General features: G+C 65.6%; 9 protein-coding genes. 3 read left to right on the top strand and 6 right to left on the bottom strand.

Annotated features, from left to right (window positions below):
* Positions 1-171: 171 nt before the first annotated feature.
* Positions 172-966 (top strand): IclR family transcriptional regulator, encoded by a 795-nt coding sequence (locus J2T21_RS14370; RefSeq protein ID WP_307582131.1) that lies wholly within the window; start codon positions 172-174, stop codon positions 964-966.
* Positions 967-1,577: 611 nt separating this feature from the next.
* On the opposite strand, the gene J2T21_RS14365 is transcribed toward J2T21_RS14370, so the two are convergent.
* Positions 1,578-3,977, bottom strand: coding sequence for a chromosome segregation ATPase (locus J2T21_RS14365; protein WP_307582130.1), 2,400 nt, complete (start codon positions 3,975-3,977; stop codon positions 1,578-1,580).
* A 240-nt stretch (positions 3,978-4,217) separates the two neighbouring features.
* On the opposite strand from J2T21_RS14365, the gene J2T21_RS14360 reads away from it, so the two are divergent.
* Positions 4,218-5,387, top strand: a complete 1,170-nt coding sequence (locus J2T21_RS14360; protein ID WP_307582128.1) for a glutamate--cysteine ligase — start codon at positions 4,218-4,220, stop codon at positions 5,385-5,387.
* A 384-nt stretch (positions 5,388-5,771) separates the two neighbouring features.
* Here the strand turns inward: J2T21_RS14360 and J2T21_RS14355 are convergent, their stop codons facing one another.
* The gene (locus J2T21_RS14355; RefSeq protein WP_307582125.1) at positions 5,772-6,761 is read right to left on the bottom strand and encodes a GlxA family transcriptional regulator; all 990 of its coding nucleotides are present in this window, start codon (positions 6,759-6,761) and stop codon (positions 5,772-5,774) included.
* Positions 6,762-6,872: 111 nt separating this feature from the next.
* On the opposite strand from J2T21_RS14355, the gene J2T21_RS14350 reads away from it, so the two are divergent.
* Positions 6,873-8,357, top strand: a complete 1,485-nt coding sequence (locus tag J2T21_RS14350) for an alpha/beta fold hydrolase (protein WP_307582124.1) — start codon at positions 6,873-6,875, stop codon at positions 8,355-8,357.
* A gap of 184 nt (positions 8,358-8,541) precedes the next feature.
* On the opposite strand, the gene J2T21_RS14345 is transcribed toward J2T21_RS14350, so the two are convergent.
* From J2T21_RS14345 to J2T21_RS14330, 4 genes are read right to left on the bottom strand one after another with little or no spacing between them, the layout of a single operon-like run.
* Positions 8,542-10,101: an ABC transporter ATP-binding protein gene (locus J2T21_RS14345; RefSeq protein WP_307582121.1), complete on the bottom strand. Its 1,560-nt coding sequence runs from the start codon at positions 10,099-10,101 to the stop codon at positions 8,542-8,544.
* Positions 10,094-10,945: an ABC transporter permease gene (locus J2T21_RS14340; protein WP_307582119.1), complete on the bottom strand. Its 852-nt coding sequence runs from the start codon at positions 10,943-10,945 to the stop codon at positions 10,094-10,096. The genes J2T21_RS14345 and J2T21_RS14340 overlap by 8 nt, the downstream gene beginning before the upstream one ends.
* Positions 10,938-11,891, bottom strand: coding sequence for an ABC transporter permease (locus J2T21_RS14335; RefSeq protein ID WP_307582117.1), 954 nt, complete (start codon positions 11,889-11,891; stop codon positions 10,938-10,940). Before J2T21_RS14335 ends, J2T21_RS14340 begins: the two co-directional genes overlap by 8 nt.
* Position 11,892: 1 nt before the next feature.
* Positions 11,893-13,437, bottom strand: coding sequence for an ABC transporter substrate-binding protein (locus tag J2T21_RS14330; RefSeq protein ID WP_307582115.1), 1,545 nt, complete (start codon positions 13,435-13,437; stop codon positions 11,893-11,895).
* Positions 13,438-13,440 lie beyond the last annotated feature (3 nt).

Raw genomic sequence — 13,440 nt, 5'->3', positions numbered from 1 at the left:
CGGGGGGGCCGGGGGGGGCCGCAACCAACACCACGGGGGGGGCGGCCCCCCCCCCCCCCCCCCCCCCCCCCCCGGGGGGGGGGGGGGGGGGCGCGCCCCGCCCCCCCCCCCCCCCACCCCCACCCATCCGGCGCCACGCCGGACCCGCCCCACCCACCGGAGGAATACGCCATGGTTGCCCAAACGGCCGAACCGACCACCGTCGAACCACGCGGCGCCTCGGTCATTGTCAATGTCATCGATGTGCTGCGCTGCTTCACTGCGGAGCAACCGGTGCTCGGCGTCACCGAGATTGCCACGCGGGTGGGCCTGCACAAGTCGAGCATTTCCAGGATCCTGGCCACCCTCGAACTCGAACGCATCGTGCAACGCGATGCCGAGACGCGGAAGTACTCCCTGGGCCTGGGACTGATCGCCGTCTCGGGGCCGCTTTTGGCCAACCTCGACGTGCGCCGGGTGTCCTTTCCCTTCCTGGAGGAACTGGCGTTGGAGACCGGGGAAACCGCGGTGCTGACCATCTGGGACGGGCTCGAATCCATCTCGGTGGAACAGATCCCCAGCATCCACCAGGTCAAGCACACCTCGGCCATGGGCAGCCGCTACAACACCGCGCTCAGTGCCTCCGTCCAGGTCTTTTTGGCCCACGAGGAGGAAAAACGCGTCGTGGACATGCTCGAATCCGGTGCCGTGGTGCTGCCGAGGAACACCGCTGCCGCCCGCGCCGCCTACCTCAAACGCCTGCGCACGGTGCGGAAACGCGGCTACGCGGCCAACCACGGGGAATCCTCCTCCGAAGAGGTCGGTGTTGCCGCCCCGATCTTCGACCACCGCGGCACCGTGGTGGCCTGTGCCCTGGTCGCCGCGCCGTATTATCGGGTCTCCACCGAGAAACTTGGTGACTTGGGGGCCGCTTGCGTGCGCGCCGCACGCCACGTCGGCACCCGCCTGGGCGCATCACCGGCCTAAAGAACCACGTGCAATCCCCGCCACGCCGGACCCACGGTACGTTGCAGCAAACGAACACCCTTCGGCGAGGTTGACTCGTCCAGTTCTTGGGACGCATGGCCTGGTTTATTGTCGTGCTCAAGGCCGCGAGGACCGTAGGCTGGCCACCGCGGCCGCGCTCAAGCGTGGCCGGCGGCCCGAGCTCGCCTGTGGTCGGGTCAATGTCCCAGTGAGTCTGCCTGCCGGTGGGCATCAGGGTGGCGGCGACGTAGGGCAGCATGGCGATGACCAAGGGAGAAGATGATGGCCTTGGACATGTGCGTCTGGCCTTCGTGCCCACCACCGCCACGATGGTGATGTACTCGGGCCAGAAGGCTTCGCCGGGGAAACCCCGCCGGTGGCCCATAATCCAGCTCTGGTGGATCTCACTTTGCCGACCGGTGTGTCGATCACCGGCGTCCCGGGACGTGTGGTCCCGGGAGAGCAGTCCTGCCGGGGCCATCCAAACCTGTGCTAGTGAGCCGTGCCGGTAACGCAGGAAGGGACCGGCCGTTGCGGCCGATCCCTTCCCGTCCATCCACACCGTTCCCGCGGCGGCGCCGCCCAGCTGGGCGGACCTGCCGGTTGTCCGATCAGGCGACGCAGCCCCCGAGCGCTATCTGCCGGTCGACAGCCCGGATCTGGTTCTGGACCGTGCCGAGCTGATCCTGCAGGCCGATGACGATTTTCTTCTGCGCTGCAATGGCATCCTTGTTTGCGCCCTTCTTGGCCTGAAGCGTGCTGAGCTCCGCCTGGGCGTTCGTCACCTGGACGTCGAGACTGGTCAACTGTGCCTGCAGGTCTTTCAACTGGTTCTCGGTGGCGCTGATTTCACCGTTGAGCCCGTTCAGCTGCGCCAGTAGCGGCGCCACCCTCGTCTGGAGGTCGAGAATTTCGGCTTCCTTCGTTGCGATCTGGCTGTTGAGCCCGGTGAGGTTCGCCACCAGCTTGTCCATGTCGCCATTGAGGGCCGCGATCTCGCCTTGCTTCGCAGCCACCGCGGCATTGGCGTCGGGTACTGCCTGCGCGAGGGCCGGCAACTGTCCCTGCAGGTCCTGAAGCTCGGCGGCCTTCGTGTCGACGGCGGACTGCGCGGCAGCGCTGGCGGCAGTCGCGTCGGCCAGATCGCCGTTAAGCCCGTCGAGGACAAGCTTTTGGGCGGCGATGGCCTCCTTGCTGGCAGCCAGGCCCTCGGTCAGCGTCGGCAGTGCTGCTTCGAGGTCCGCCAGGACCTGCTGCTGCGTTGTGACGGCAGCCGCGGCGTCGGCCGCGGCGTCCTCAAGCGTGCGCAGCTCGCCCTGCAGCGCCTCGAGCTCGCCTTGCTTGGTGGTGACGGCATCGTTGGCTGCGGCGACGGCCGCTTGGAGGTCGGGGACCTGGTCCTTGAGGGCCGCGATCTCGGCTTGCTTCGTCGAGACGGCGTTATTGGCGGCGGTCAGGGAGGCCTGGAGCGGCGCCGCCTGCTGCTGCAGGGCGCTGCTCTCCTGCTGCTTGGACGAGAGTTGGGAATTGAGGGAGTTGACCGCGTTCTGGAGCGTCGTCAGGTCTCCCTGGTACCCGGCAATCGTGGCGTTCTTGCTACTGATCTGGGTCTCCACTGCTTTCAGCTCGTCCTGCTTGGCCTTCCGCAGTGCCTGCAGGCGAGTCTTCTCGGGGCTGTTGCCCTTGATGGCCGAGATCTGCGTGGTGATATCCGTGATCTCGGCTTCCAGCTTTGTCTTGCCGGCGGCCAGCGCTTCGAGCTCCGTCTGTGCCGTCGCAAGCTGGGCCTGCTTGGTGGTGATTTCGGCGTTCTTCGCGGTGACCTGCTGCTGCAGTGCATCAATCTCCGCCGTCACGGTGGCGAGCTTGTCGTTGTTGGCCGTGAGGGCCGCGGCAGCGCCGGCGGCGGCGGACCGCAAGGTATCGAGTTCCCCCTGCGCTGTGGCTATTGCCGTGTTCTTGGCCGCGAGTGCATCGGCGGCGTCCTGCGCCGTGGTATCCAGCGCGGGCAGTGCGTCCTTGGCTGCGGAGATCGCGGCGTTTCTGGCATCGACGGCGGCCGCGGCGTCGGCTGCACGTCGTTGCACGTCGGCCAGCGTCGATTTGGCGTCGCCGATCTTGGCCACCTGGGCGTCGATTTCCGCCTGGGCGGCGGTCCCCGCCGCCTCCAGGTCCTGCAGTTTGCTCTCGGCATCGCCGACGGCCTTCTGCGCGCCGCCAACGTCGGCTGCGGCAGCTTCTGCCGTGTCGGACAGTTCCGTCAGCTCGCGCTCCGCCTGGGCGATCTCGGCGTTTTTCCCCTCAAGCGCTTCTGCTGCCGCGGTTGCGGCGGCCTCGAGTGCTGCTTGTTCGACCTCCGCGGCGCTGATCTGGGCTTTTTTCGCAACGATTTGGGCCTTGACATCCTCGGCGCTCCGCTGCAACTGCGCGGCTTCCGCCGTGGCCAGCGCTTCTGCTTCCTGCAGCGGTGCCAGCTGGTTTTCGGTGGTCTGTTTTTGTGCCTGCAACTCCGCGAGCGCGCCTTGCGCGGCGAGAACGGCGTCGTTGGTGCTCTCTTGCTTGGCCTCAAGAGCGGTGAGGTTCTCACTGGCAGCCTTGAGCTGGGCATCGAGTTCCAGCCCCGCGGCGTCCAGCGCCGAGATGGCTGAATCAGCGTCGGCGATCTGGATCTTCAGGTTGTCGGCGTTGGCCTGCAGCGCCGTCCGCTCGCCCTGGAGCCGGGCGATGATGTCGGCGTTCTTCTTGGAAGCCGCCTTGAGCAGGTTCTCTTGAACGCTACCGCGGTGAGCCAACTGGTTCACCACCCCTGAACAGATTCCTGAGGCCGCGCCGGTGGAACCTGGGGCCGCTGTTGCCTGTGGAGCGAACAGCAGCATGCTGGTAAGGATGCCGGGCACGACGATGGCGGCGGCCAGCCGGCGCGTGAAGGCAGAGTGATTCGACGAATTAAGCATTGGTCCCCCCAAGGACAATGAAAATGCGGCCACGGTGGCCGAATCGATAGTGCTCACCTTAGGTGGTCAAATCGGTCGTGTCGAGCCTAAATGCGGAAGAAGGCCATTGGCGGGTCGGTCCTACCCGATTCTTGGTTCCTGCTACCTGTTTTACCACCGGGTGCTCAGTTTTGGTGGAGGGACTACTTGTGTTGGACATGGAGTATTTCATCGCCCAGGCACCGGTCCTGAGAGGGCTTGTCGTCCAGGCATCCAGGAGTGGAATCCGCTGTCGATTTAATGGTCCACACTTAGCAGGTGCGTACCTTTGGTGTTGAAGAAGAATTCCTGATCGTGGACCCCGTCAACGGGGTCCCCCTGCCCCTGTCCGCGGAGGTGATGGACCTCCACGGCGCAAGCATGCGGGCGACCGGATCTTCCTCCCGGCAGATGCTGTCCGCAGAGCTGCACCAGGAACAACTCGAGGTCATCACGCACCCCCACAGCAGCCTGGACTCTCTCGCTACGGAGATATTGGAGGGGCGCGCCTACGCCGACTCGCTCGCCCGAAAAGCGGGTGCGCGGATCGTCGCGCTGGCCACCTCTCCGCTGGCGGTATCGCCCCATCCCACCCGGAATGAACGCTATGACGCCCTGCTGGAAAAGTATGCCCTGACGGCGCGCGAGCAGCTGACCTGCGGATTTCATGTCCACGTGTCCGTCGGCTCGGACGAGGAAGGTGTGGCCGTCCTGGATCGCATCAGGTCCTGGCTGCCCTCGCTCATGGCGTTGAGCTCGAATTCCCCGTTCTGGAACGGCCAGGACAGCGGCTACGCCAGTTTCCGCACGCAGGCCTGGAACCGGTGGTCCTCCGCCGGTCCGATGGAGGTCTTCGGGTCGGCGTGGGCCTACCACGCTCTGGTGGCGGACCTGTCGGCGACCGGCGTGGTCGTCAACCCCGATTTTGACGCCAGGCTCTCCGCCCGGCACCCCACCGTCGAGATCAGGGTGTCCGATGTTTGCCTTGATCCCAGGGACACAGTTTTGATCGCGGCCCTGGTGCGGGCCTTGGTGGAGATCGCCGCCCGGGAATGGGCGGCCGGAATGGAACCGGACAGGGTTCCGGCCATAGTCCTGCGCCAAGGGGTCTGGATGGCCAGCCGGTGGGGCATCCGCGGCAAACTGCTCCACCCGGCAACCCACAGGCCGGACACCGCACGACAGGTCATTTCAGCCCTCCACGACCACGTGCGGGATGCCCTGAACGACTCGGGTGACGCGGCCCACGTTGAGGAATCCCTGGAAAGGATCCTCGGCAACGGAACAGGTGCCGACCGGCAGCGGCAATCCTACGAACGAAACGGGCGACTGGCGGACGTCGTCGCTCATGCCATCGGCGTGACCCACCAGGAACCCGTCGATCACCACTCCCCGGGGAATGGTTCACCGAGCTGGACATGGATTCCGTTGGCCGAGGCAGTGGCGTAGCCGCCAAACGAAGATGGCGGTCGTGCATGTCGATGGCGAGGCCCAGTGCAGCGGATGCCTTCGCGGCATCTCCGAGCCAGGGGGCAAAGTGTTTTGGGAGTCAGCGGCATTCATGCGGAGGAGTACCGAAAAGCCGATGCCCGGCACTCGCCTGGAATTCTGTGAAGGAGGCGGGTACCTGTGTCCGTGTGGGACAACCCAAGTCGCCGATCGAGCGAATCCGCCCCGCTAGATGTCGGACAAGAAACGACGAAGGTCGCGGCTGCCTACGTGTAACTCCATCGCCCGCATCCGTTGGTCACCGAAAGCTTTCAGGACGCCGCACTATCCCGGGGAACGACAAGCCCAGGGATTCTCGAATTGCCTCATTCACTGATTCCATGGTCATCGAGGCTGCGCGTGGATTTCTCCTTCTGGCGATCGAGGCGTCATAGCGGGCCGATTCCGACCCTGGTACAGGCGGCGGTAATTGGAAGGCGTGGTGTTCAGTTCGCGAGTGAAGTGCAGCCGGAAGTTGGCCGACGTTCCCAAGCCGGTCCGGGCGGCAATGGCCTCCACGGTCAGGTTGGTTGTTTCGAGCAGACGGCAAGCCTCGGTAATGCGCTGGCTTGTCAGCCAGCGCAGGGGAGTCGTTCCGGCCACCGTCAGGAATTTTCGCGCGAAGCTGCTTGGCCCCCAGCCAGCGTGGCTCGCCATTCCGACGACGGTCAGCGGCTCGGCCAGATGCTGTATGGCCCAGCCACACGTTTCGGCGAAATGGGCCAAAGGTGGAGCGACGGGGCGTTCGATGAACTGCGCCTGTCCGCCCTCGCGGTGAGGGGCGACGACCATTCGCCGGGCGATGCGGTTGGCCGCCTCGGTACCGTGGTCTGTTCTGACAAGGTGCAGGCACAGGTCGATTCCGGCCGCGACGCCGGCGCTGGTGGTGACACCGCCCTCGTCTATGTACAGCACACCGGCGTCAACAGAGATTTCCGGATGGAGGGTTTGCAGACGTTCGGCGTTTCTCCAATGCGTTGTAGCGCGCTTTCCGTCCAAGAGCCCCGCAGCTGCCAGCGCGAAAGCCCCTGTGCAGACGGATACCAACCTGGTTCCATTCGCCGCAGCGCCGCGAAGCGCCTTGGAGACCTCGGGAGGAGGATCTGTCAGCGGGCTGAAGCCGGGCACAACGATGGTGTCGGCTGACCGAAGTGCTTCGAGCCCTTCCGCTGCGTGGATGGCGTAGCCTGTCGTGGTTTGAACCAGACCGGGTTCAGCAGCGCAAACCGCGAACGAGTACAGCTGGCGCTCATCCACGTGGCCGAATACCTGCGCCGGAATGGCCAGGTCAAAAGCGACTACATCCGGCAGAGCCAGTGCAACGACACGGTGCATATGGACACTGTACGCCCGACGGGACCGACGGGATCCATGGCTGCAGAATCCTTTTCATACTGGTCATTTTTACTGCTCCCTCTAGCTGCGCCGGCTGAGGAGACTTGAGTCATGAACAACTTACGACTTTCAGCCACATCGCCGCAGAAGCCTTCACCACTGGCAAAACCAAGCACGCACCTGGCGGCCCAGAACGCCACCGGCGAGAGCAACAGCCTGCACAGCGCTCTTCGAGCCTCCGAACAACATGGAACCGAGCCCATACTGGCTGCCTCTGCCGCGAGCCGCCTGCCCAAGGACCAGGATCGTCTTTCCGGCACTGGTCCTTCGCGCAAGGGACGCCTCGGTTGGATCGTGGCCGGCTCCTTGGCTGCGGGGGTCCTCGTTGCCCTGCTGCTGGCCACCGCCCCGTTCATTCCGGCTACCGAAAGCAGCGTGAACGGCGCCGTCCTTTTGGGGCTTGCGCTGGGCTGGGCCATGTTGGCTGTGCTCTCGGTGAAGTTCACGGATCAACCACAGAAATGGGCCGTCGTTCCAGCGTTGTTCATGGGTCTGGGCGGTTTCCTTCTGCTGGCGTTCGGCTCCCCGATGCGGGAAGTGCTCGCCTGGGTATGGCCACCCGCCATGCTGGTTTCAGCGGTTTGGATGATCGTCCAAGCCAACCGACAGCTTCGAAGCCGAATTGGGCGCTTTATGCTCTACCCCCTGATTGCGCTGCTGGCGCTGGCTTCACTGGGTAGCGGTTATGAAACGGTGCGCGAAGTGGTGGATTCTGCCGCTTCTCCGGCCCAGGGCCAGTTGATCGACGTCGGCGGACACCGCCTGTACCTGAACTGCACCGGCTCAGGCAATCCTACCGTCGTGCTCGAACCTGGCGCGGGCCTCATGTCATCCGACCTAGCGTTGATCGCACCGCTGGTTGCCGGTGACACCCGGGTCTGCGTCTACGACCGGGCCGGAAAGGGGTGGAGCGATTCGACAACCGCCCTGCAGGACGGCGCGCAGGTCGCGGCCGATCTCCACACCTTGTTGCAGCGCGGGAACATTCCGGGACCGTATGTGCTGGCCGGACATTCGTTCGGCGGCCTCTACGCACTCACTTTCGCTGCCCGCTACCCCCAAGACACAGCTGGAATGGTGCTGGTGGACTCGACCGCACCGGCTTCGGAACCAGAACCAGATTCTGCGCAGGCCGCCCGCGCCGGCTCCGAGGACACCATGAACCGTCTCTCCGCCCTGGTGGCGGGCGCAGCCCGACTCGGCATCGGCCGGTTGTCCGACGGGGCGACACCCGATCACGTACGGAGCACGATAGACGAGTACATCCACGCGGGATCCTCGGCGCAGCAGGCTGCCGCGCTGGGGGACTTCGCCGACCAGCCGCTGGTCGTCCTGACGGCTGGCAGCGGGAGTGCGCCAGGCTGGGCAGCTCCGCAGAAAGCTCTTGCCTCGCTGTCGACCAACAGCCTGCACCGTGTCATCGACGGGGCCACCCATACGTCGTTGCTCTCGGATCAGGAGGACGCGGCCGCGACCGCTGGCGGAATCCTCGACGTCGTTTCCGCAGTGCGGACCGCAAGCCCATTGAGCCCGTAGGACGAAGAATGACCATGACTCGCTGGCGGGTCGCGGGCGTGGTCCCCGTTGCCGTGAAGTCGCGCGGCAGCGGGACGCTGTTGCGGCCAAGGTGAAAAAGAGCTGGTCTCGGGGCAACAGATCGGTTTCAACCGGGGAACCGTGACAGCAACCGTTCACCGTTCACAACCGCGGAACGTTCGGACTAGATTGCGGGAGCCTTGTCGAGGGCGAGATCCGAGAAGTCGTCTTCCATATTCAATGCCTGTACCAGCTGTTTGCTGTGTGGGTGTTCGGGTGCCGCAAGGAATTGTGCCAAGGGTTTCAGCTCGACGAGGCTTCCGGCGTAGAACACGGCAACGCGGTCGCTGACATAGCGGATGACGTCCATGTCGTGGGATATCACCACCAGGGAGATGCCCATGCGCTCGCGCAGTTGCAGCAGCAAATCGAGGATGTGGCGTTGGGCCACGGAATCCAGCGCGGAGGTTGATTCATCGCAGATCAGTACGTCGGGCTGGACCAATAGCGCCCGGGCAATGGCCATGCGCTGCAGCTGTCCGCCGGAGCACTGCGCCGGCAAGCGGTCAAGGAGCCGGACCGGCAGCCCGACCTGATCGACGGCCTGTTTGATGAGCTGGGCGGCCTCGGAATCCGGGAGCCGGTGGACTGCTGCCATCAGGCTCGTGCGCAGGTCGAGGGCGGGGTCGAAGGAACCAAAGGGTTCCTGCGGAATGATCTGCACCCCGGTCGATTCCGCCCCTTCCGACTGTCTCTTGATTTCGCCATGCGTGGGCCGTTCCAGGCCGGCGAGCAGCCGCGCGAAGGTGCTCTTGCCCGAGCCCGAACGCCCGACGACGCCGAGGACTTCGCCGGCATGCAGGCTCATGCTCGTGGGATTCAGCGCCGCGGCACCCTTGGCGCGGCGGGTGTAGTTCTTGCCCACCGCATCGGCCCGCAGAACACTGTGCGTGCCGATCTCGTGCGGTTCCTTCGTGACGGAAGCCGTGGCGGAGAGCAGCTCGCGGGTCTTCTCGTGCCGGGGCGCGGAAAACATCGCCGAGGTCGGGCACTGGTCGACGATGGCACCGTCGCTGAGAACGATGACCCGGTCCGCAATATGCTGGACACTGGCGATGTCGTGGGTGATGAGCAGGATTCCCAACCCGCGTTCGAGTTGCCTGCGTCGCAGCAATTCCAGGATCTCGGCCTTGAGGATGGAATCCAGGGACGAGGTGGGTTCATCGGCCAGGATGTATGCGGGATCCCCGGCCAGGGCGATGGCCAGCATGACCCGTTGGGCCATGCCGCCGGACAACTGGTCCGGGCGCATCCGGGCAATCTCGGCGGCCGGGGACAAACCGACTTCCTGCAGCAGGGACTCGATGCGCTTCTCGGCATTTCTTGGCTTGCGGAATCCGGTGGCTCCCATGGCCTCGAGCAGGTGGGCGCGGACGGTCATCCGCGGATTCATGACCCGCTTGGGCTGCTGGAAGAGCATGCCGATCTTCTTACCGCGCACCGCGTCCATGTGGAGTTCCCCGAGCGTATCCAGCCGCTGCCCGTCGAGCAGAATCTGGCCGCTGGCCTGCAACCCGGCCGGAAGCAGTCCCATGATGGCCTTGGTCAACATCGTTTTGCCGGATCCCGAACGACCGACCACCGCGACCAATTCGCCGGAGTGAACCGAGCAGCTGATCCCGTCCAGCAGCCGGTTCGTCCCGGCCCGGACCGTCAGGTCCTTGATTTCCAATTGGCTAGCCACGGGCTTCCCCCTGGCCGGCGGGCTCAAGCACGTCGTGGCCGTTGAACATCTGGGTCAGGCGGTTGCCCAGCAAGGTCACGCAGAAGCTGACGATGAAGATTGCGGCACCCGGGACGATTAGGCCCCAGGGGGAGCGGATCGCGTGGGGCTGGGCCTCGGCGAGCATCGAGCCCCAGTCCGACTGCGGGGGCTGGACACCGATGCCCAGGTAGGATAGCGAGCCGAGCAGCACCAGCAGCAGCCCGAAACGCAGGGCGGTTTGGGCCAGCACCGGACCGGCGACAAATGGCAGTACATGGTGGCGGAGGATGAACCACCGCGAACCGCCCACGTGGCGGGAGGCCTCCACGTAACCGGTGGAAAGCACCTGGACGGCCAGCGAGCGGACCAGCCGGGCGGTCGGGGTCCACGACACCACACCCACCGCCAGCACCATCGAGGTGAACCCGGGCCCTAGGATCGCGATCACCAACAAGGCGACCACGATTTCCGGCAGGGCCAGCAGCAGGTCGTTGGCGCGCAGGAAGAACTCGTCCAGCCAGCCCCCGCGCAGCGCGCTGAGCAATCCCAGCACGGTGCCCAGCGACAGCGAGAACAGCGTGGTCAGCAGCGCCACGGACAGGGAGAATCGTCCGCCGTGCAGGACCCGGCTCAAGGTGTCGCGGCCGAGGGCGTCGGTGCCCAGCAGGTGGCCCCAACTCGGGCCCTGCAGACGCTGCGCCAAGACCTGCGAATTTGGATCGCTGGGGGCCACCCAGGGTGCCAGCACCGTGAGCACCACCACCAGGTAGAGCACGAGTGCCGGGGGACTGAGCCACACGAAGGACAGGGATTTCTTAGTCATGGCGTGCTCCAACACGTACGTTCGGGTCGCTGAACTGCTGCACCAGGTCCACGGCGCTGGTGACCAGCACCGCGCAGATGACCACGAGGACCACGCCGCCCTGGGCCACCGGGATGTCGGCATTGACGATGGCATCGAAGACCAGCCGTCCCATGCCGGGAATGGCGAAGATGACCTCGATGATCACCGAACCGCCCAGCAGCCCGGCGAACCAGACGCCGGTCATGGTCCACAGCGGAAGCAGGCCATGCGGGATGACATGGTGCAGCAGCGCGCCGGTGCGGCCCAGCCCGCGGGCCCGCGCGGCCAGCACGTGCTCGGAGCCCAGCGACTGCAGGATGCCCGAGCGCACGGCGACGGTGAAGAAGCTGATGGGGCGCAGGCACAGCACGAAGACCGGGATCACCAGGGAGGCCGGGGAATGGAAGCCCGCGGAGGGCAGCCACGCGAGTTTCACGGCAAACAGGAGCACCAGCAGGGGCGCGATGGCGTATTCGGGGATGGCGATCAGCGCATGGGTGATCGAGGTGATGAGTTTGTCGGGCCAGCGCCCGGCACGGGTCGCGGCGACGACTCCCAGCACGATGGAGACGGCCATGGCCACAAGGATCGAGATCCCGGCGATCAGCAGCGTGACGCCGACGGCCGGCAGCACGGTCTCGACAACCGGCGTGCCGCTGACATAGGAAATCCCCATGTCGCCGGAGAAGAAGCGGGCCAGCCAGCGCCCGAACTGCACCCAGAGGGGGTCGTACAAGCCGAATTGCTCGGCGTAGGCCTGAACCGTTTGCTCATCCGCCACGCCGGCATCCATCCGGGCGCGCAGCAGGTTGCGCACCGGGTCCCCGGGGGCGACGAAGGGCACCAGGAAGACGGCGAAGGAGGAGAGCAGGACCGCTGCGCCGAGCCCGATGAGCCGGCGCAGCAGTATCGTCAGGACAGGCAATCTACTTGGTCTTTGCCAGGTCCTTGGTGAACACGTAGCGCGTCAGGGGATCCTGCACGTAGCCCTGCACCGAGGCGCCCACGCCGTCGATGGCCTGTTCGTTGACCAGCCAGACGTTGACCGCATCCTTGGCCAGGATGTCGCCGGCCTGGCGGTAGAGGGTGTGGCGAACGGCTGCGTCGGACTCGCCGGCGGCCTGGTCGATCAGGGCGTCAAAATCCTTGTTGCAGTAGTGGCTCAGGTTGTACCCGCCGGCGCAGGTGTAGTCGGCCTGCAGGAAGCCGATGGGATCGGCAATGTCGATCATCCGGTTGCGCTGGCTGACCACCATGTCGTAGTTGCCCGCGAGCAGGTCCGGTTCCACCGCACCGTAGGCCTTGGTCACGACGTTGGCCTGCAGCCCGATCTGCTTGAGCTGCTCCTGGATGATTGCGCCGACCGAAGCGAACTCGGCGCGCTCGACGATGGCAACGATCTCCAGCGGCTTGTCCTGGGCATGGCCGGACTTCTGGACCAGGGCCTTGGCCTCGTCCAGGTTGACCGCCGGGACGCCCAATTCGCTGTTGGCCCATGGTTCGCTCGGGGCAAACGGTCCGGTGGCCGGCTCGGCGATGCCCTCGTACACGCTGGCGGCGATGGCCGGCAGGTCCAGCGCCATGGTGACGGCCTGGCGGAGCTCCCGGTCATCGAAGGGGGCCCGCGAATTGTTCAGGTAGAGCGTTGCGGTGCGGGGGGAGTCGGCCTTGGCCAGTTCCACGGACGGATCGGCTTCCAGCGTGGCGATGTTGGTGGCGGGGATGGACATCGCGATGTCGGATTCCCCGGTCTGGACCTGGGTGGAGCGCGTGGTCCCGTCGGTGATGTAGCGGATCTCGCCTCCGGCCAGCTTCACCTCGCCGCCCCAGTAGTTGGGGTTTCGGTCCATGCTCAGTGACTGGCCGGCTTTTTCGGAAACCGGGGCGAACGGGCCGGTGCAGTGGCCGAAGGGGTCGATTCCCTTGGCGGTGTAGGCAGCCGGGGAGAGCACCCCGGCATTCACGCTGGCCATGCGATAGGGCAGCAGCGGATCCGCAGCGGGGGTCGTGATGCGCACGGTGTCTGCGTCCAGGGCCTTGACCTTGGTGATGGTCTTGGGATTCACCGCACGGGCCGGTGCGGTTGCCTTCAGCACGTGGTTCAGGGAATTCTCGACCGCCTGGGCATCAAGCGCGGTGCCGTCCTGGAACTTCACGCCGTCGCGGAGGTTGAAGTCCCACTCGGTGGCCGAAGCCTGCTTCCACGACTCGGCGAGCATGGGTTCGACCTTCTTGCCAACCTGGTCGTAACTGGCCAACGTTTCCAGGCAGCCCGCGATCGACAGCACGTAGGCGTCGTCGCTCTCCACCGCCCAGTTGGACACAGGGGCGCGGAAGTTGGCGACGACCAGACGGGCCTCGGAGTCGACCGCTGCCTCGGCGGCGGTGTTCTGGTTCGAGGCGCCGCATGAGGCCAGTAAGGCAGTGAGCAAGACGGCCGCGGTCGCGGTGTGGAGGCGTCCCAATTTCATGAA

The organism is Paeniglutamicibacter psychrophenolicus (assembly GCF_030812255.1).
GTDB classification, from domain to species: Bacteria; Actinomycetota; Actinomycetes; order Actinomycetales; family Micrococcaceae; genus Paeniglutamicibacter; species Paeniglutamicibacter psychrophenolicus_A.
This window is presented reverse-complemented; position numbering and strand designations above follow the sequence as displayed.